Here is an 18,677-nt window from a genome sequence, read left to right as displayed (position 1 = left end):
GGCAGAGAGGTCACACCCGTTCCCATACCGAACACGGAAGTTAAGCTCTCTAGCGCCGATGGTAGTTGGGACCTTGTCCCTGTGAGAGTAGGACGTCGCCAAGCAACTAAAAACACAAGTCTTTTGACTTGTGTTTTTTTGTGTTTTCGAACAGTATGCAAAAAGAAGTAATGGTAATACAAACACGTTGCCCAAGGATGAATCATATTATATAAGAAATCGATGTATATTTTTTTGTAAATTGTTAAGGAATAGAAGTATAAAATATGTCCATTTAAATAGGGAGGGAAAGATATGAAATCACAAAACGAAGTTTGTATTGTTTGTGAGACAGAAAGAAAAGAAGGGATATATGTTTATAATAATTTAATATGTTATGAATGTGAAAAGGACATGGTGAATACAGAAACAAATGATCCGAAGTATATATATTATTTAAAACAGCTTCGGAAATTAGAAGTATCATATTTTTAAATAGGCATATGCCTATTATTTTTTTTTGTTCTGTATAATAGATAAAGAATGAAATAATAAGGAAGAGATATAGATGAATCAAAATCGCATACCTTTATATGAAGCATTAATAGAGTTTAAAGAAAGAAGGCCGTTATCCTTTCATGTTCCAGGTCATAAAAATGGTTTAAACTTCCCTCAGGGGGCAGTAGAGGAGTTTAAAGATATACTATCTATCGATGTAACTGAGTTATCAGGGTTAGATGATTTACATAGTCCGTTTGAATGTATAGAGGAGGCACAACAATTATTAGCTGATGTATATGAAGTGGAAAAAAGTTATTTTTTAATTAATGGTTCAACAGTCGGGAACTTAGCAATGATTTTGTCTTGCTGTAGGGAACATGATATTGTTCTTGTACAAAGAAATTGTCATAAATCAATTATTAATGGTTTAAAATTAGCAGGAGCAAATCCAATTTTTTTAGATCCATGGATTGATGAAGCTTATAACGTACCCGTGGGAATTCATGATGAGATTATTAAGGAAGCAATTGAAAAATATCCAAATGCGAAAGCACTTATTTTAACACATCCTAATTATTATGGTATGGGGATGGATTTAGAGGAAAGCATTGCTTATGCACATGCACATAAAATTCCTGTGTTAGTAGATGAAGCGCATGGAGCTCATTTTTGTTTAGGCGGGGCATTTCCAAAGTCAGCTTTAGCATATGGTGCAGATATTGTAGTTCATTCCGCACATAAAACATTACCTGCGATGACGATGGGATCCTATTTACATATAAATAGCCGCTTAGTGAAAGAAGAAAGAGTTTCTACTTATTTAAGTATGCTACAATCTAGTAGTCCATCGTATCCAATTATGGCTTCTCTTGATATTGCACGCTTTACGATAGCGCGCATAAAAGAAAAGGGACATGATGAAATTGTCGAGTTTTTACGGGAGTTTAAAGAAGAATTGTCTTCTATCCCACAAATAGCTATTTTACAATATCCATTACAAGACGAGCTAAAAGTTACCGTACAGACGCGTTGTCAGTTATCAGGATACGAATTACAGTCTGTATTAGAAAAGGTTGGTATATATACCGAAATGGCAGATCCATATAATGTCTTATTTATTTTGCCTTTGCAAGTAAATAAGACGTATATGAAGGCTGTAGAGATGATCCGGGCGGCATTGCAATCTTATGAGGTGAAAGACAAGACGGAATCTATTCGTTATACTTATAAAGGAGAAATTTCTCCTTTACCGTATACATATAAACAACTGGAAGGATATGAAACAAAAGTAGTATCTGTAGAAGAAGCAGTTGGGATGATAGCGGCGGAAATGGTAATTCCATATCCACCTGGTATTCCATTGATTATGTATGGGGAAAGAATTACTTCAGAACATAAAGAGCAAATTATGCATTTAGAGAAAGCAGGCGCTCGTTTTCAAGGTAGCACGAAATATATGAAAGTGTATGATATAGAAAGTAGGTTTTAGGATGAAGGGATTATTTGTAACAATTGAGGGGCCAGAAGGTTCGGGTAAAACAACGTTAATTCAAGGTTTATTGCCATACTTTGAACAAAAGGAACAAAAGGTAATGGCGACGAGAGAACCAGGTGGTATTGCAATTTCTGAGGATATTAGAACGATTTTACATAAGCAAGAATATACGATGATGGAAGCACGTACAGAGGCACTTCTATATGCCGCTGCACGTAGACAACATTTAGTGGAAAAAGTTATGCCGGCACTTAATGAGGATTACCTTGTATTATGTGATCGTTTTATAGATAGCTCTTTAGCTTATCAAGGCTATGCAAGAGGGTTAGGTATGGATAAAGTATTTGAAATCAATCGTTTCGCAACAGAAGACTGCATGCCTAGTTTAACAATTTACCTAGACATTGAACCCGAGGTTGGTTTAGCTCGAATTGCAAAAGATGCAGGACGTGAAGTGAATCGGTTAGATATGGAAGATATCACTTTCCATAAACGTGTGCGTGAAGGGTATTTACAAGTTGTAGAACGTTTCTCGGATCGTATTGTATTAGTAAATGCTGATCAACCAATGGAAAAACTTATAGAAGAAGTTATTCAAGTTATAGAAGATAAATTGTTATAATAGAAGGAAAGAATGAAATAAGTGAGGTATGCATTATGACGAAGACGTGGGAGCAGCTTTCTGCTATACAACCCATCGGTGTAAAAATGTTGATGAATAGCATCGCAAAAGAGCGTATATCCCACGCTTACTTGTTAGAGGGAGGGAAAGGGACAGGAAAGTTTGCGACAGCAATTCAAATGGCAAAGAGTTTCCTCTGTTCTCAGCGGAATGGGGTAGAGCCTTGTCATGTATGTACAAATTGTAAGCGAATTGATTCAGGTAACCACCCAAACTTACATATTGTAAAACCAGACGGATTATCTATTAAGAAGCAGCAAATTCATGATTTACAAGAAGAGTTTTCAAAAACAGGATTAGAAGCAAATAAAAAAGTATATGTTATTGAGCACGCAGACCGTATGACAGCAAATGCGGCGAATACACTTTTGAAATTTTTAGAAGAACCAAGTAGTGATACAACAGCTATTTTACTTACTGAACAAAGTCATCAAATTTTAAATACGATTTTATCTCGCTGTCAAGTTGTTACATTTAGACCGTTACCTACGGAATCTTTAATTAGAAGATTACAGGATGAAGGTGTTACGACATCTTTATCGACACTTGCTGCACAACTCACAAATAGTTTTGATGAAGCTTTAGCTTTATGTAGTGATGAATGGTTTGCACAAGCACGAGCTTTAGTGATAAAATTATGTGAAGCGCTCGAAAAAGACAAAGCCTCTATTTTTTTTGTACAAGAAAAATGGGGAAAACACTTTGGAGAGAAAGAACAATTACAGCAAGGTTTAGATATGTTACTCCTTATTTATAAGGATTTATTATATGTTCAACTTGGAGAAGAAGATCGTCTTGTTTTTCATGAGCAGAAAGAGATGTTTGAATCTTTCTCCTACGCTCAGAAGCGCATTGTATCAGCTCTCTTTAATATATTAGAGGCAAAAAATAGAATCAACGCTAATGTAAATGCGCAGCTTGTGTTCGAACAGTTAGTGTTGCGGTTGCAGGAGGGATGACCGTTTTGTATGATGTAGTAGGTGTTCGCTTTAAGAAGGCCGGAAAGGTGTATTACTTTGATCCGAATCAGTTCGATATCTCTGAAAATGAGTTTGTAATTGTAGAAACGGTAAGAGGTATTGAATACGGAAAAGTAGTTATTACCAAAAAGCAAGTTGATGAAAACGACGTTGTATTACCGCTAAAAAAGGTTATTCGTATTGCAAATGAAAACGATCGTACCATTGTTGAAGAGAACAAACATGCTGCAAAAGAAGCATATCAAGTTTGTCAGCAAAAGGTAGTAGAACATAATCTTGATATGAAACTTGTAGATGTAGAGTATACGTTCGATCGCAATAAAATTATTTTCTACTTTACTGCGGATGGTCGGATTGATTTTCGCGAACTAGTGAAGGACTTAGCAGCAATTTTTAGGACAAGAATTGAACTAAGACAAATCGGTGTTCGTGATGAAGCGAAGATGCTTGGTGGTATTGGTCCATGTGGTCGTATGCTTTGTTGTTCTACTTTTTTAGGGGATTTTGAACCTGTATCCATTAAGATGGCAAAGGATCAAAATTTATCATTAAATCCTGCAAAAATCTCTGGTTTATGTGGTCGCTTAATGTGTTGCTTAAAATATGAGAACGATGAATATGAGGCAGCAAAGGAACAACTTCCTGATTTAGATCAACGTATACAAACCCCGCATGGTACTGGCCGTGTTATCGGATTAAATATTTTAGAAAGATTAATTCAAGTGGAACTAGTAGACAAGGAACGGATAGTAGAATATACGTTAGATGAGTTAGTGAATAAAGGGGTCGTTTCGAGTCAAACCACAGATTAATGAGGTGGGTGCTTGTGGAGAAAAAAGATATTTTTGCATCGGTTTCTAGTATGGAAGAGCAAATTGGACATTTATACAAACAGTTGGGAGAATTAAAACAACATCTTGCAGAGTTACTGGAAGAAAACCAACATATAAAAATGGAAAATGAAAATTTGCGACACCGCTTTGAAGAAGTGCAGATTAAAGAAAAACAAAAAACTCAAAAACGTAAAGAAGTGAAGCCGAAGACAGATATTGGTGAAGGCTATGATAATTTAGCAAGACTATATCAAGAAGGTTTTCATATTTGTAATCTGCATTATGGAAGTGTACGTAAAGAGGGAGATTGTTTATTCTGCCTGTCATTTTTAAATAAAAAGTGAAATTACCTTTCCAATTATCATTGGAAAGGTAATTTTTTATACATGAGAGTAGAATGAAATATGTTTTTTATCCCGCTTTAATGGGCAGTAAGACCCCCACCTCAAAATTCAGCGAAAGCAAAGAAGTTAGGTGGGGGTCGGGCTGATAATCAGTGGGAGATGAAGAAAACCCCCACTGATTAAAGTTTCACTTTATTAGTTGAAGATGAAATAGGGTAGGCTAAGTGTAAGAAAAGGAGTAACATATGAATTTATATGAAGATGAACGTTTAGATTACTTATTAGCGCAAGATTTGAAGATTATACAAAGTCCATCGGTATTTAATTTCTCGTTAGATGCGGTTTTACTTGCAGATTTTGCCTGGGTACCAATTCAAAAAGGTAATTTACTTGATTTGTGTACAGGTAATGCAGTTGTGCCCCTTCTATTAAGTACAAGAACGAAAGGGAATATTACTGGTGTAGAAATTCAAGAACGCTTATATGATATGGGAATAAGAAGTGTCCAATACAATAAGTTGGAAGAAAGAATTCACTTAATACACGGAGATTTGAAAGATATGCCGGAGAAACTTGGGCGTCATCAATATGATGTTGTCACATGTAATCCGCCTTATTTCCAAACACCTGCAACTTCTGAAAAAAATATGAATGAACATTTAGCGATAGCTCGTCATGAAATTATGTGTACACTAGAGGATGTTGTATCTACAAGTAGTCAGCTAGTAAAGCAAGGCGGGAAAGTAGCATTTGTACATCGTCCAGGTCGTTTGTTAGATATTGTTACATTAATGCGTAAATACAAAATTGAACCGAAGCGTGTACGATTTGTGTATCCTAAGGCAGGGAAAGAAGCGAATACATTGTTAATTGAAGGAATTAAGGATGGAAATGCCGATTTAAAAATATTGCCACCTCTTTTTGTATATGAAGAAAATAATGAATATACAAAGGAGATTCGTTCTATTTTATATGGAGAAGAATAAGCATTGTTTTTATGTAGTAGAGTGCTCTGACGGCAGTTATTATGCTGGATATACAAATCATATAGAAAAGCGAATTGAGACCCATAATAGCGGAAAAGGGGCCAAGTATACGCGTGCTAGACTTCCTGTTGTTTTAAAATACGTAGAATTTCATGAAGATAAGCGTACAGCTATGCAAGCAGAGTATTATTTTAAGCAATTAAATAGAAAACAAAAAGAAGAATATATGCAAAAAGGAGAACGCTATGTGGCAACAAAAAAGCTTTCAACAAAATGAAAAGGGAGTTTTATATTTAGTACCAACTCCTATTGGAAATTTAGAAGATATGACATTTCGTGCAATCCGAATTTTAAAAGAAGCTGATTTAATTGCTGCTGAAGATACGAGACAAACGAAAAAACTTTGTAATTATTTTGAAATTGAGACGCCTGTGATGAGTTACCACGAGCATAATAAGGAAGTAAGTGGTAAGAAAATATTAGAGAAGCTAGACGAGGGGAAAACTGTAGCACTTGTTAGTGATGCTGGTATGCCGTGTATTTCCGATCCAGGTTACGATATTGTTGTAGAGGCTGTAACAGAACAGTATCATGTAATCCCGCTTCCTGGGGCAAATGCAGCCCTTACAGCATTAATTGCATCAGGTCTTGAAACAAAACAGTTTTATTTCTATGGATTTTTACAAAGAAATAAAAAAGAAAGAAAAATGGAGTTAGAGAAGCTTCGTTATGTACAAACTACAATGATGTTTTATGAAGCGCCTCACCGCTTGGATGATACTTTAATCTCGATGCAAGAAGTATTGGGAAATAGAGAAATTGTATTATGTCGAGAGTTAACGAAAAAATTCGAGGAATTTATTCGTGGAACAGTTGAAGAAGCAATTGAGTGGACGAAACAAAATGAAGTTCGTGGTGAGTTTTGTATTTTAGTAGCTGGTTCAACGGAAGAACCTGCTCCAGAGGAACAATGGTGGGAATCTATTTCGGTATATGACCATATTGAACATTATATAAACGAAAAAGGTATGAATTCAAAAGAGGCGATAAAAACAGTTGCTAAAGATCGAGATTTGTCGAAACGCGATGTATATCAAATCTATCATGTTGATAAAAAATAAGCTTCTCATAATTGAGAAGCTTATTTTGCTGTTTCGATATAATCTTGAAGCTCGTTTAAGATTTGCTCAGCGCCTTCTTTGCTTAAGATAATTTTACCTTCAGCTAAAGATAGGTTACCATCAGATACTTCACCAGTTACTTGGCAAGTCATGTTTGGCTTATATTTTTTTAAGATGATTTTCTCGTCATCAACATAGATTTCAAGAGCATCCTTTTCTGCAATACCTAAAGTACGGCGTAATTCGATTGGAATTACTACACGACCTAATTCATCAACTTTACGAACGATACCAGTAGATTTCATAATTCTTTTCCTCCTAAAGAAATAGTTTATAAGTTTCGAGTCTATTTTTAGATTCGTCATTTTTCGACAAAATACCCTATGGACATATGATACCAATCATTTACATTTCCGTCAATTCTTTAATTCTATATTTTTTAAAAAGATTTATAGATTTCTTACTTCTTATATATAATAGAATGGGAGTAATTTCTACTATTATTTCACTTTATTTTCAGAAAAGTTTTTAAATTATAAGTAGAGATTGTATATTTTCTTGAAATATGAGTAATAGATGATAAATATACTAATCATTAACTCGTTTTTATCACGTATTAACAAGCAATAAGATTCTAAATTTAAAGTTCGTCCGGAGCAAAGAAGTTAAGTGGGAGTCGGGCTGCTCGTAAAGGCCCAATTGGTACGGGCTAATAATCCGCGGGAGGGAACAAAACCCCGACAGATTAAAGTTTCACTTTATATATAAGTTTTTGATATACTATTTATAAATACATATGAGGTTATCCGGGAGGTCCAAAACAATGACAGAGGAAAACAAATCCTTTTATATTACTACCCCAATTTATTATCCAAGTGGAAAATTACACATTGGACATGCTTATACAACGGTAGCAGGAGATGCGATGGCACGATATAAGCGTATGCAAGGATATAATGTTCATTATTTAACAGGAACTGATGAGCATGGACAGAAGATCCAAAAGAAAGCAGAAGAATTAAATGTTACACCACAAGCATATGTGGATAACATCGTTGCAGGAATTAAAGAACTTTGGAAGAAGATGGATATCTCTTATGATGATTTTATTCGTACAACGGAAGATCGTCATAAAGATGTTGTTGAAAAAATCTTCAAGCAACTAGTAGATCAAGGCGATATTTACCTTGATGAATATGAAGGTTGGTATTCTGTACAAGATGAGACTTTCTATACGGAGCACCAATTAGTAGATCCAATTATGGAAGGTGACAAAGTAGTTGGAGGAAAAAGTCCAGATAGTGGTCATGATGTAGAGCTTGTTCGTGAAGAATCTTATTTCTTTAGAATGGGTAAATACGTAGACAGACTATTAAAATTCTATGAAGAGAATCCACATTTCATTCAGCCAGAGTCTCGTAAGAATGAAATGATTAATAACTTCATTAAACCAGGCTTAGAAGATTTAGCAGTTTCTCGTACTTCATTTGACTGGGGAGTTCGTGTTCCAGGTAACCCGAAACACGTTATTTACGTATGGGTTGACGCGTTATCTAACTATATTACAGCATTAGGTTATGGAACAGAAAATGAAGAGATGTATAAGAAATTCTGGCCAGCAGATGTGCATTTAGTTGGAAAAGAAATCGTTCGTTTCCATACAATTTATTGGCCAATCATTTTAATGGCATTAGATTTACCTCTTCCGAAAAAAGTATTTGCTCACGGTTGGATTCTAATGAAGGATGGAAAGATGAGTAAGTCAAAAGGTAACGTAGTAGATCCAGTTACATTAATCGATCGTTACGGATTAGATGCATTACGTTATTACTTACTTCGTGAAGTTCCGTTCGGATCTGATGGCGTATTCACACCAGAAGGATTTGTGGAGCGTATTAATTTCGATTTAGCAAATGACTTAGGTAACTTATTAAATCGTACAGTAGCTATGATTGATAAATACTTTAACGGAGAAATCCCTGCATTTAAAGCAAATGTAACGGAATTTGATGGAACGTTAGTAACGTTTGCACAGGATACATTGAAAAAAGTAGAAGAAGCAATGGAGAATATGGAATTCTCTGTAGCTCTAAGCTCAATTTGGCAATTGGTTAGCCGTACGAATAAATATATTGATGAAACACAACCGTGGGTATTAGCAAAAGATGAGAATGATTGTGAAAAGTTAGCTTCTGTAATGGCTCATTTAGCAGAAGTACTTCGTCAAACAGGTATTATGCTTATGCCATTCTTAACAGTAGCACCAAGCAAGATGTTTGCTCAGCTTGGCCTTACTGAAGAAGCACACACATCTTGGGAAAGCCTGTCTACAATTGGATGCATTCCAGCTGGAACAAAAGTAGAAAAAGGAAACCCAATTTTCCCTCGTTTAGAAATGGAAGTAGAGGTAGAGTACATTAAAGAACAAATGAAAGCCTCTGCTCCTAAAGTAGAAGAGAAAAAAGAAGAAGAACCGAAGGCAGAAGAAATTACAATTGATGATTTCTTTAAAGTAGAACTACGCGTAGCTGAAGTACTATCTGCTGAACCTGTAAAAAAAGCAGACAAGTTGTTAAAAATTCAACTAGACTTAGGCACAGAAAAGCGTCAAGTTGTTTCTGGAATTGCAAAATTCTATTCGCCAGATGATCTAAAAGGTAAAAAGGTTATTTGTGTAACAAACTTAAAACCTGTAAAATTACGCGGTGAATTATCACAAGGTATGATTTTAGCGGGTGAAGAGAATGGCGTATTGTCATTAGCATCAATCGACCAAAATCTACCAAACGGTACAAAAATTAAGTAATTAAGACAAGAAAAGAGATGTTTCACGTGTAACATGTGTGAAGCGTCTTTTTTCTTTTTACACTCTCAATTTTTGCATTAAGATTGTAGTATTGTTATCGTTAAGTTATAAAAGAGCTTATTTGCGTAGAATAAATTTGATTTCAATATAAAAGGAGTTATGTATGATGTTGTTTGATACACATTCACATTTGAATGCAGAGCAATTTGAAGAAGACTTGCAAGAAGTAATTGCCCGAATGAAAGAAGCGGGGGTTACTTATACAGTTGTTGTTGGTTTTGATGAAGTAACGATAAAAAAGGCGATTGAATTAGCTGAAGCCTATGATTTTATTTATGCCGCGGTTGGATGGCACCCAGTTGATGCAATCGACATGACAGAAGAGCATTTAGCTTGGTTAGAAGAACTTGCTTCTCATCCTAAAGTCGTTGCACTTGGAGAAATGGGCTTAGATTATCACTGGGATAAGTCTCCAAAAGAAATACAGAAAGAAGTATTCCGTAAACAAATTGCATTAGCGAAAAAAGTAAAATTGCCGATTATTATACATAACCGCGATGCAACTCAAGATATTGTTGATATTTTAGAAGAAGAGAATGCAGCTGAAGTAGGAGGCATTATGCATTGCTTTAGCGGCAGCGTAGAGGTAGCAGAGCGATGTGTTGATATGAACTTTTTAATTTCGTTAGGTGGACCAGTTACATTTAAAAACGCTAAGAAACCGAAAGAAGTTGCTACGGAGATTCCATTAGAGAAATTATTAATAGAGACGGATTGTCCGTATTTAACACCACATCCATTTCGTGGAAAACGAAATGAACCAAGTTATGTAAAACTCGTAGCAGAAGAAATTGCGAACTTAAAAGGAATTTCTTATGAGGAAGTAGCAGAAATGACAACGAAAAATGCAAAAGCTTTATTTGGTGTTAAATAAAAGAGTGGGAGAACCCATTCTTTTTTTATTTTTGTGAAAAAATAGCAGGAGTGACAGAGAAGATAAGGACAAATGAGTAAGTGGTACAATAAGGAGAGAGAACAAAGTTTTGGACATTCTATTTTTTTAAAATGTAAGAATGGGGAAAATAATAATGGAAAAGTCGTCATTTTTTTGTTTTACTAAGTAGAGACGAAACGAGTGTGGAGGCAAGCATGAAAATTAAAGAGATTATCGTTGTAGAAGGTAAAGATGATACAGTTGCGATTAAGCGTGCTGTTGATGCGGATACAATTGAAACGAACGGTTCAGCAATCGGTGATCATGTTATTGAACAAGTTAAATTGGCGCTGCAAAAACGAGGCGTTATTATTTTTACAGATCCGGATTATCCTGGAGAGCGTATTCGAAAAATTATTTCTGATAAGGTGCCGGGATGTAAACATGCGTTTTTACCGAAGGAAGAAGCACTTGCTAAGAGGAAAAAAGGTGTCGGAATTGAACATGCTTCTAATGAATCAATTCGCCGTGCTTTAGAGAATATACATGAAGAAATGGAAGCTTACACAAGTGAAATCAGTTGGAGCGATCTAGTCGATGCAGGTTTAGTGGGCGGAGAAATGGCAAAGAGTCGCAGAGAAAGAATGGGTAAGCTATTAAAGATTGGTTATACAAACGCAAAACAGTTACATAAACGTTTACAAATGTTTCAAGTTTCAAAAGAATCATTTGCAGAAGCTTATAAGCAAGTCATACAGGAGGAAAGAAAATGAAGGATATCGCAACGCCAAATCGTACGAAAGACATTGTTGAGAAGTATGGATTTTCATTCAAAAAAAGTTTAGGGCAAAATTTTTTAATTGATACGAATGTATTAAACCGTATCGTTGATCACGCTGAAATTGGTTCAGAAAGTGGTGCAATTGAAATTGGACCAGGTATCGGTGCATTAACAGAACAATTAGCGAAGCGTGCTAAAAAAGTAGTGGCTTTTGAAATTGATCAAAGGTTATTACCGATTTTAGATGAGACGTTAGCTCCATATGGAAACGTTACTGTTATCAATAAAGATGTACTAAAGGCAGATGTACATGAGGTGTTTAGTGAGCAATTTGAGGAAGGGCAAGATGTAATGGTAGTAGCTAACTTACCATACTATATTACGACGCCAATTTTATTTAAATTGCTGGAAGAGAAATTACCGGTTCGTGGATTCGTTGTTATGATGCAAAAAGAAGTTGGGGATCGTTTAGCGGCTAAACCTGGAACGAAAGAGTATGGTTCTTTATCCATTGCTATTCAGTATTATACAGAGGTAGAAACAGTTATGACTGTACCGCGTACAGTGTTTGTGCCACAACCAAATGTTGATTCTGCAATTATCCGCCTCCTAAAGCGTCCGAAACCAGTGGTAGAAGTAACAGATGAGACATTTTTCTTTGAAGTAGTACGAGCAAGTTTTGCACAGCGTCGTAAAACTTTAATGAATAATTTATCAAATAATTTAAATGGTTTCCCGAAAGATAAAGAGCTGTTGGATCGAATTTTAACAGAAGTAGGAATTGATCCGAAACGAAGAGGTGAGACGCTATCTATCGAGGAGTTTGCAACATTAAGTAATGCATTAGTTCTTCATAAGTTATCATAAGAGTACAAAAGGGACAGTTCAATTTGAACTGTCTCTTTTGTCACCTTTCCCCTCCTACATTCATATTTTAAAAACAGGTAAGATGGCCTAACGAGTTTGGAGGTAGGAGAATGGTTTTACATGTTGGAGAATTAGTGGAACGATATTCTCATAATAGGGATATCCTTTTTCGTATTATAGAAATAAAAGGCGAGATAGCTATATTGTTTGGAGAGGAAATTAGATTAGTGGCAGATGCGCCACTTGAAGATTTAATTAGTATAGATCAACGAGAACATAAAAAGAGAGCGAAGCGTGAGAAAGAAACAATGGAGCGCACGTATCGTTTGTTTCAACAAGATTACGTATTAATGAAACAAAGGCATGAACACACTTCAACTGGTGGATATACAAGTGAAGTGAATTATTTTCAAATGCCAGGGCGTGTCTTGCACATAGATGGAGACCCGTTATATTTGCGTAAGTGCCTAGATTTATACAATAAAATTGGTGTTCCTGTACAAGGTATTCATTGTAAAGAAACAGAGATGCATGAAAAGGTAGTAGATTTAATAGATCATTTTCGTCCGGACATTTTAGTTATTACAGGGCACGATGCGTATACAAAATCAAAAGGGGTAAAGGGAGATTTAGCAGCATATAGGCATTCAAGGCATTTTGTACAGGCTGTTCGAGAAGTGCGAAAAAAATATCCATCATTGGATCAACTCGTTATTTTTGCTGGGGCATGTCAATCACACTTTGAAGCATTAATTCGAGCAGGCGCTAATTTTGCTAGTTCCCCATCTAGAATTAATATTCATGCACTAGACCCTGTATATGTGGTTGGTAAAATTAGTTTTACGTCATTTATGGAAAGGGTTAATGTATGGGATGTTGTACGTAATACGATTACTGGTGAAAAGGGGCTTGGCGGGATTGAGACGAGAGGGATTTTACGAACTGGATTACCCTTTCAACATTACGAAGAATAAGCAAGGTACATATGTATCTTGCTTTTTTGTATGGAGAGGATTTAAATCAGTTTGGATAAAAAGAGACAAGAACGCACAGACTACATAATGATACTTTTACAATATAGTATTTCTTCTATCTATTCGAACGCATGATGCTTTTATAATGATATTGTCTATGAGTTGCGGTTAATAATTGGGATAGATATATCGTGTTTTAAGTGTTCAATCTAAATTACAGCGAGGTGTAACGAAGTATATGTCAAAACGTTTAGATGAAATTAAAAGCGAATTAGATCACCATCTTGGACAGAGACTGATGTTAAAGGCGAACAGTGGGAGAAGAAAAACTGTAGAACAATCAGGTGTACTCGCAGAAACGTACCGTTCTGTTTTTGTTGTACAACTGGATCAACAAGAAGATGCGTTACAACGTGTATCGTATAGCTATGCGGATGTTTTAACAGAGACAGTAGAGTTAACATTTTATGGTGAACCTCATAATGAAGTGATTTTATAATTCATGTATCGTTACATATATTCCCACAAATGAAAAGCTATATTATTTTGCATACTAATTATACCGTAGCAAAATAAGGAGGGACTCTGCATTGAGTAGACGAAGAGGTGTCATGTCAAATCAATTTAAAGAAGAGCTTGCAAAAGAGCTAGGCTTTTATGATGTTGTTCAGAAAGAAGGATGGGGCGGAATTCGTGCGAAAGATGCTGGTAACATGGTGAAACGTGCTATAGAAATTGCAGAACAGCAATTAATGAAACAAAACCAGTAGTTGTAAGATACTTTCTATGCTACGGTAGCCGAGGAGTGATTCCTCGGCTTTTTGTACTATAAAAGGTGCCATCATTTTACATAAGTAGTTTCATTCTGAATGCTTTTCGTTATAATTAGGGAAGTGTCATCGTCTTACTATAAATTTATGGTAAAATAAACGATAAAAGATTGAGTACATAGAGTGGGTGAATAGATTGAAGCTACTAGTGAAAGCACCAGCAAAGATTAATCTGTCGTTAGATGTACTGGGAAAAAGACAAGACGGATATCATGAAGTGAAAATGATTATGACAACAATTGATTTAGCGGATCGTTTAGAACTAATGGAATTAGCAGAAGACCGTATTGAAATTTTATCCCATAATCGGTATGTCCCAGACGACCAAAGAAATCTGGCTTATCAAGCAGCGAAATTATTAAAAGAGAAGTTTAATGTGAAAAAAGGTGTATCTATTACTATTGAAAAAACGATTCCAGTAGCAGCTGGATTAGCGGGTGGAAGTAGTGATGCAGCAGCGACATTACGTGGTCTTAATAAATTATGGAATTTAGGGCTTACAATTGATCAATTAGCAGAGCTTGGCGCAGAAATTGGGTCAGACGTATCGTTTTGCGTATATGGTGGGACAGCAATTGCCACTGGAAGAGGAGAGCAGATTGAGCACATAAAAACTCCACCTTCTTGTTGGGTTATTTTAGCAAAACCCCATATTGGTGTATCTACTGCTGATGTGTATGGAAATTTAAAGTTAAATCGGGTTACACATCCAAATGTAGATAAAATGGTGGATGTCATAAATGCTGGTGACTACAAAGGGATTTGTGATACTGTTGGTAACGTTTTAGAAGATGTAACGTTTGCGATGCATCCTGAAGTTGCACGTATTAAGGCACAGATGAAGCGATTTGGAGCAGATGCCGTATTAATGAGTGGTAGTGGTCCAACTGTATTCGGTTTGGTGCACCATGATTCGCGAATGCATCGTATATATAACGGATTAAAAGGATTTTGTGAACAAGTATACGCAGTACGTTTATTAGGAGAGCGAGAAACGCTTGAATAAAGACGTATAATACGTTATGATTTGTTTAGAATATTCGTGATTTGAGGTGAGAGTATGAAAATTAGACGAAGTACAAGATTAGTCGATATGACTTATTACTTGTTACAAAACCCTCGTCAGCTAGTTTCTCTCACTTTTTTTGCTGAAAGGTATCAATCAGCTAAGTCTTCTATTAGTGAAGATTTAGTTATTATTAAGCAAACGTTTGAACAACAAGGGGTCGGCACATTGCAAACGATACCAGGAGCAGCAGGAGGAGTGAAATATATACCATATATAAGTGAAGAAGAGGCAGATCTAATTATTGGTGAGCTTTGTAGCTTATTCGAAAATCCAGATCGTATTTTGCCTGGTGGTTACTTATATATGACAGATCTTTTAAGTAATCCTCGTCATATTAATGGCGCAGGTCGTTTATTTGCTTCTGTTTTTGCTAGGCAACCAATTGATGCAGTTATGACGGTCGCAACGAAGGGTATTCCACTTGCATATGCAGTGGCGAACTACTTAGATGTACCGGTAGTGATTGCAAGAAAAGATAATAAGGTAACAGAAGGACCCACTGTTAGTATTAACTATGTATCAGGTTCTTCTAAGCGAATTCAAACAATGACGTTAGCAAAGCGTAGCCTTCCAGAAGGATCAAATGTTTTAATTATTGATGACTTTATGAAAGCTGGCGGGACAATTCAAGGTATGATGAGTATGTTAGAAGAGTTTAAGGCTAATGTTGTTGGTATTGGTGTATTAGTAGAATCCACGGATATTGAAGAAAGACTAATTAATAACTTTGTATCATTGATTCGTCTATCGGAAGTTGATGTGAAAGAAAAAGCGATTCAAGTGGAAAAGGGAAATTATTCACTGGCACCATTTGATGAAGGGCTTGTAGAGGCTGAGTAAAAAGGTAAAGCAAATAGCTTTATCTTTTTTTATTCTATTTATAAGTTATAAAATAGATGGACAAACTGCTTTTCGTGCACTATTTTTAAAGAGTAAAAATAAATAATAAAAGGGTGAAAAGTATGAAAGTTGTTCAAACAAAAAATGCACCACAAGCAATTGGACCATATTCACAAGGGATTATTGTAAATAATATGTTTTACAGTTCAGGACAAATTCCGTTAACTGCAAATGGAGAGCTTGTAGCAGGAGACGTAACAGTACAAACAGAGCAAGTATTTCAAAATTTACAAGCAGTATTAGAAGAAGCAGGTGCTTCATTTGATACGGTAGTAAAAACAACAGTATTCTTAAAAGATATGGATGATTTTAATGCTGTTAATGAAGTATATGGATCTTATTTCTCTGCTCATAAGCCAGCTCGTTCTTGTGTACAAGTAGCAAAATTACCGAAAGATGTTTCAGTTGAAATTGAAGTAATTGCCCTAGTTAAGTAATTCTTTGTAAGCGATAACCTCTACTAATCTCTATATTCAATTACATTAAAAATTTTTATCTTAAAAATTTTTAAAAAATTAAAGGGAAAATAGAAATTTTGTGGAATTTATACAAATATATCGCTTATTTAGAAAAGGGTGGTGAACACAAGATGGAAGTGACTGACGTAAGATTACGCCGCGTAAACACAGAAGGCCGCATGAGAGCAATTGCCTCTATTACTCTAGACCATGAATTTGTTGTTCATGATATTCGTGTAATTGATGGTAATAATGGATTATTTGTAGCAATGCCAAGTAAACGTACTCCAGATGGAGAATTCCGTGACATTGCACATCCAATTAATTCTGGTACACGCTCTAAAATTCAAGATGCGGTTTTAACAGAGTATCATCGTTTAGGCGAGTTAGAAGAGGTTGAGTTTGAAGAAGCGGGTGCTTCGTAAAATTCGAATGAAAAGGGCTTTTTAGAGAAGCCCTATAATTTTGCAACAAACTCCTGTAAGCATTTACAGGGGTTTGTTTTTTGTGTTTATACATATATCTTGTTCGGAAAATTATAAATTAATAAAAAGAAAGGGGGAACTTCTAATTTTTTCAAAATCATTTTAAATAGTATAGCTTATTTCTTAAAAAAGATACTAAAGAGTAAAACATCTTATAAGAATTATGGTAAAATTTAATAGTTAAAATGTGTTTCTTGAAATATATGATGATTTAGGATAATATCGTTAATGGATAAATAGGTTGCGATGGAGGGTCTATATGTCAAACAGATTTGCAGTGATTCTAGCGGCAGGTAAAGGCACACGTATGAAGTCTAAGCTATACAAAGTGCTTCATCCTGTATGTGGAAAACCTATGGTACAACATGTTGTCGATCAAGTATCTCAATTAGGATTGCAGAAACTTGTAACAGTCGTAGGACATGGTGCTGAAATGGTACAAGAACAGCTAGGAAACGTAAGTGAGTTTGCATTACAAGCAGAACAACTTGGTACAGCACATGCTGTAGATCAAGCTGCAAGTGTACTTGCAAACGAAGAAGGAACAACTTTAGTTATTTGTGGTGATACGCCGCTGATAACTGCTGAAACGATGGAAGCATTACTTCAGCAACATAAAGAAGCAGGGGCAATGGCAACGGTATTAACAGCTTACATAGAAGAACCTGCTGGATATGGTCGTATCGTTCGTAATGAGAATGGTCATGTTGAAAAGATTGTTGAGCATAAGGATGCAAATGAGAAAGAATTAGCTATTAAAGAAATCAATACAGGTACGTATTGTTTTGATAATAAAGCTTTATTCGCTTCACTTTCTAAAGTTTCAAATGATAACGTACAAGGTGAATATTACCTGCCAGATGTTATTGAAATTTTAAAAAATGAAGGTCATATTGTATCAGCTTATCAAACAGAGCACTTCGATGAAACGTTAGGTGTTAACGACAGAGTCGCTCTATCGCAAGCGGAAATTATTATGAAAAACCGTATCAACCGAAAGAACATGGTAAATGGTGTTACTATTATTGATCCAAGTAACACGTATATTTCTGCTGATGCAATTATCGGTAGTGATACAGTTCTTCATCCAGGAACAATTATTGAGGGGAACACTGTAATTGGTTCTGATTGTGAGATTGGACCGCATACAGTAATTCGCGATAGTGAAATTGGAGATCGTACGACAATTCGTCAATCTACTGTACATGATAGTAAGCTTGGTACAGAAGTATCGGTTGGCCCATTTGCACATATTCGCCCAGATTCAGTTATTGGAGATGAAGTACGCGTTGGAAACTTCGTGGAAATCAAAAAAACTGTTTTTGGTAATAGAAGTAAAGCTTCACACTTAAGTTATATCGGGGATGCACAAGTTGGAGAAGACGTGAATCTTGGTTGTGGTTCAATTACGGTGAACTATGACGGTAAGAATAAATTCAAAACTGTGATTGGTAACGGGGTATTTATTGGATGTAATTCAAACCTTGTTGCTCCTGTAACAGTTGAAGACGGTGCTTATGTGGCAGCAGGCTCTACAATTACAGAGAATGTTCCATCAAAAGCATTGTCTGTAGCACGTGCACGTCAAGTTAATAAAGAAGACTATGTTGATCAATTGCTGAATAAGAAAAAATCATAATGTGGAGGGTTAA

22 protein-coding genes and 1 rRNA gene are annotated in these 18,677 nt (G+C 35.6%); 22 read left to right on the top strand and 1 reads right to left on the bottom strand.

Features of this window, described 5'->3' with window-relative positions:
* The 10 genes from rrf to rsmI all read left to right on the top strand — a co-directional run.
* Positions 1-104 (top strand): 5S ribosomal RNA (rrf, locus tag MR079_RS17475); the annotation flags it as partial.
* A 190-nt stretch (positions 105-294) separates the two neighbouring features.
* The gene (locus MR079_RS17470) at positions 295-474 is read left to right on the top strand and encodes a sigma factor G inhibitor Gin (protein WP_000842028.1); all 180 of its coding nucleotides are present in this window, start codon (positions 295-297) and stop codon (positions 472-474) included.
* A 73-nt stretch (positions 475-547) separates the two neighbouring features.
* A complete protein-coding gene (locus tag MR079_RS17465; RefSeq protein ID WP_139869779.1) occupies positions 548-1,969 on the top strand; it encodes an aminotransferase class I/II-fold pyridoxal phosphate-dependent enzyme in 1,422 nt (473 codons plus the stop codon).
* Between the two features lies 1 nt (position 1,970).
* Entirely contained in the window at positions 1,971-2,597 is a 627-nt protein-coding gene (tmk, locus tag MR079_RS17460) for a dTMP kinase (RefSeq protein ID WP_000677230.1), read from the top strand.
* 35 nt (positions 2,598-2,632) lie between these two features.
* Positions 2,633-3,616: a DNA polymerase III subunit delta' gene (holB, locus tag MR079_RS17455; RefSeq protein ID WP_000169574.1), complete on the top strand. Its 984-nt coding sequence runs from the start codon at positions 2,633-2,635 to the stop codon at positions 3,614-3,616.
* 5 nt (positions 3,617-3,621) lie between these two features.
* Positions 3,622-4,449, top strand: a complete 828-nt coding sequence (locus MR079_RS17450; RefSeq protein ID WP_000272429.1) for a PSP1 domain-containing protein — start codon at positions 3,622-3,624, stop codon at positions 4,447-4,449.
* A gap of 14 nt (positions 4,450-4,463) precedes the next feature.
* Entirely contained in the window at positions 4,464-4,814 is a 351-nt protein-coding gene (gene yabA, locus MR079_RS17445) for a DNA replication initiation control protein YabA (RefSeq protein ID WP_000412056.1), read from the top strand.
* 245 nt (positions 4,815-5,059) lie between these two features.
* The gene (locus MR079_RS17440; protein WP_242294364.1) at positions 5,060-5,800 is read left to right on the top strand and encodes a tRNA1(Val) (adenine(37)-N6)-methyltransferase; all 741 of its coding nucleotides are present in this window, start codon (positions 5,060-5,062) and stop codon (positions 5,798-5,800) included.
* Positions 5,787-6,077, top strand: a complete 291-nt coding sequence (locus MR079_RS17435; protein WP_139869781.1) for a GIY-YIG nuclease family protein — start codon at positions 5,787-5,789, stop codon at positions 6,075-6,077. The genes MR079_RS17440 and MR079_RS17435 overlap by 14 nt, the downstream gene beginning before the upstream one ends.
* The gene (gene rsmI, locus MR079_RS17430) at positions 6,046-6,921 is read left to right on the top strand and encodes a 16S rRNA (cytidine(1402)-2'-O)-methyltransferase (RefSeq protein ID WP_048552623.1); all 876 of its coding nucleotides are present in this window, start codon (positions 6,046-6,048) and stop codon (positions 6,919-6,921) included. Before MR079_RS17435 ends, rsmI begins: the two co-directional genes overlap by 32 nt.
* Positions 6,922-6,941: 20 nt before the next feature.
* On the opposite strand, the gene MR079_RS17425 is transcribed toward rsmI, so the two are convergent.
* Positions 6,942-7,226 (bottom strand): AbrB/MazE/SpoVT family DNA-binding domain-containing protein, encoded by a 285-nt coding sequence (locus tag MR079_RS17425; protein WP_000843036.1) that lies wholly within the window; start codon positions 7,224-7,226, stop codon positions 6,942-6,944.
* A 518-nt stretch (positions 7,227-7,744) separates the two neighbouring features.
* Here MR079_RS17425 and metG point away from each other — a divergent pair.
* The 12 genes from metG (at position 7,745) to glmU (ending at position 18,664) form a co-directional block, all read left to right on the top strand.
* Positions 7,745-9,727: a methionine--tRNA ligase gene (gene metG, locus MR079_RS17420; protein ID WP_242294363.1), complete on the top strand. Its 1,983-nt coding sequence runs from the start codon at positions 7,745-7,747 to the stop codon at positions 9,725-9,727.
* A 166-nt stretch (positions 9,728-9,893) separates the two neighbouring features.
* Positions 9,894-10,661, top strand: a complete 768-nt coding sequence (locus MR079_RS17415; RefSeq protein WP_242294362.1) for a TatD family hydrolase — start codon at positions 9,894-9,896, stop codon at positions 10,659-10,661.
* A gap of 215 nt (positions 10,662-10,876) precedes the next feature.
* Positions 10,877-11,434 (top strand): ribonuclease M5, encoded by a 558-nt coding sequence (gene rnmV, locus MR079_RS17410; RefSeq protein ID WP_000692830.1) that lies wholly within the window; start codon positions 10,877-10,879, stop codon positions 11,432-11,434.
* Complete coding sequence (gene rsmA / locus MR079_RS17405; RefSeq protein WP_000651552.1) at positions 11,431-12,309, top strand: 16S rRNA (adenine(1518)-N(6)/adenine(1519)-N(6))-dimethyltransferase RsmA; 879 nt, start codon at positions 11,431-11,433, stop codon at positions 12,307-12,309. The genes rnmV and rsmA overlap by 4 nt, the downstream gene beginning before the upstream one ends.
* 110 nt (positions 12,310-12,419) lie before the next feature.
* Positions 12,420-13,283 carry a sporulation peptidase YabG gene (gene yabG, locus MR079_RS17400; protein WP_000242870.1) on the top strand — a complete coding sequence of 288 codons (864 nt, stop codon included), beginning with the start codon at positions 12,420-12,422 and terminating at the stop codon, positions 13,281-13,283.
* A 238-nt stretch (positions 13,284-13,521) separates the two neighbouring features.
* Positions 13,522-13,782 (top strand): biofilm formation stimulator Veg, encoded by a 261-nt coding sequence (veg, locus tag MR079_RS17395; RefSeq protein ID WP_000044349.1) that lies wholly within the window; start codon positions 13,522-13,524, stop codon positions 13,780-13,782.
* 91 nt (positions 13,783-13,873) lie between these two features.
* Entirely contained in the window at positions 13,874-14,053 is a 180-nt protein-coding gene (gene sspF / locus MR079_RS17390) for an acid-soluble spore protein SspF (RefSeq protein WP_001985066.1), read from the top strand.
* A gap of 196 nt (positions 14,054-14,249) precedes the next feature.
* Positions 14,250-15,119 (top strand): 4-(cytidine 5'-diphospho)-2-C-methyl-D-erythritol kinase, encoded by an 870-nt coding sequence (gene ispE, locus MR079_RS17385; protein WP_000772094.1) that lies wholly within the window; start codon positions 14,250-14,252, stop codon positions 15,117-15,119.
* Positions 15,120-15,173: 54 nt separating this feature from the next.
* Positions 15,174-16,022, top strand: coding sequence for a pur operon repressor (gene purR, locus MR079_RS17380; protein WP_000702473.1), 849 nt, complete (start codon positions 15,174-15,176; stop codon positions 16,020-16,022).
* A gap of 122 nt (positions 16,023-16,144) precedes the next feature.
* Positions 16,145-16,519, top strand: a complete 375-nt coding sequence (locus tag MR079_RS17375) for a RidA family protein (protein ID WP_139869783.1) — start codon at positions 16,145-16,147, stop codon at positions 16,517-16,519.
* Positions 16,520-16,671: 152 nt separating this feature from the next.
* Entirely contained in the window at positions 16,672-16,965 is a 294-nt protein-coding gene (spoVG, locus tag MR079_RS17370) for a septation regulator SpoVG (RefSeq protein WP_000454041.1), read from the top strand.
* Between the two features lie 319 nt (positions 16,966-17,284).
* Entirely contained in the window at positions 17,285-18,664 is a 1,380-nt protein-coding gene (glmU, locus tag MR079_RS17365) for a bifunctional UDP-N-acetylglucosamine diphosphorylase/glucosamine-1-phosphate N-acetyltransferase GlmU (RefSeq protein WP_000071036.1), read from the top strand.
* Positions 18,665-18,677 lie beyond the last annotated feature (13 nt).

Origin of the sequence: Bacillus cereus group sp. BfR-BA-01381 (genome assembly GCF_022663555.1) — a bacterium.
GTDB classification, from domain to species: domain Bacteria; phylum Bacillota; class Bacilli; order Bacillales; family Bacillaceae_G; genus Bacillus_A; species Bacillus_A pacificus.
The sequence above is the reverse complement of the archived record's forward strand: the minus strand, read 5'-3'. Positions and strand labels throughout refer to the sequence as shown.

Coding starts and splice junctions, on each gene's coding strand:
- MR079_RS17435 (WP_139869781.1), top strand. CDS start 5,787: ATGGAGAAGAATAAGCATTGTTTTTATGTAGTAGAGTGCTCTGACGGC.
- spoVG (WP_000454041.1), top strand. CDS start 16,672: ATGGAAGTGACTGACGTAAGATTACGCCGCGTAAACACAGAAGGCCGC.
- veg (WP_000044349.1), top strand. CDS start 13,522: ATGTCAAAACGTTTAGATGAAATTAAAAGCGAATTAGATCACCATCTT.
- rnmV (WP_000692830.1), top strand. CDS start 10,877: ATGAAAATTAAAGAGATTATCGTTGTAGAAGGTAAAGATGATACAGTT.
- MR079_RS17465 (WP_139869779.1), top strand. CDS start 548: ATGAATCAAAATCGCATACCTTTATATGAAGCATTAATAGAGTTTAAA.
- holB (WP_000169574.1), top strand. CDS start 2,633: ATGACGAAGACGTGGGAGCAGCTTTCTGCTATACAACCCATCGGTGTA.
- MR079_RS17375 (WP_139869783.1), top strand. CDS start 16,145: ATGAAAGTTGTTCAAACAAAAAATGCACCACAAGCAATTGGACCATAT.
- glmU (WP_000071036.1), top strand. CDS start 17,285: ATGTCAAACAGATTTGCAGTGATTCTAGCGGCAGGTAAAGGCACACGT.
- MR079_RS17440 (WP_242294364.1), top strand. CDS start 5,060: ATGAATTTATATGAAGATGAACGTTTAGATTACTTATTAGCGCAAGAT.
- MR079_RS17470 (WP_000842028.1), top strand. CDS start 295: ATGAAATCACAAAACGAAGTTTGTATTGTTTGTGAGACAGAAAGAAAA.
- metG (WP_242294363.1), top strand. CDS start 7,745: ATGACAGAGGAAAACAAATCCTTTTATATTACTACCCCAATTTATTAT.
- rsmA (WP_000651552.1), top strand. CDS start 11,431: ATGAAGGATATCGCAACGCCAAATCGTACGAAAGACATTGTTGAGAAG.
- MR079_RS17425 (WP_000843036.1), bottom strand. CDS start 7,226: ATGAAATCTACTGGTATCGTTCGTAAAGTTGATGAATTAGGTCGTGTA.
- tmk (WP_000677230.1), top strand. CDS start 1,971: ATGAAGGGATTATTTGTAACAATTGAGGGGCCAGAAGGTTCGGGTAAA.
- rsmI (WP_048552623.1), top strand. CDS start 6,046: ATGTGGCAACAAAAAAGCTTTCAACAAAATGAAAAGGGAGTTTTATAT.
- MR079_RS17415 (WP_242294362.1), top strand. CDS start 9,894: ATGTTGTTTGATACACATTCACATTTGAATGCAGAGCAATTTGAAGAA.
- yabG (WP_000242870.1), top strand. CDS start 12,420: ATGGTTTTACATGTTGGAGAATTAGTGGAACGATATTCTCATAATAGG.
- purR (WP_000702473.1), top strand. CDS start 15,174: ATGAAAATTAGACGAAGTACAAGATTAGTCGATATGACTTATTACTTG.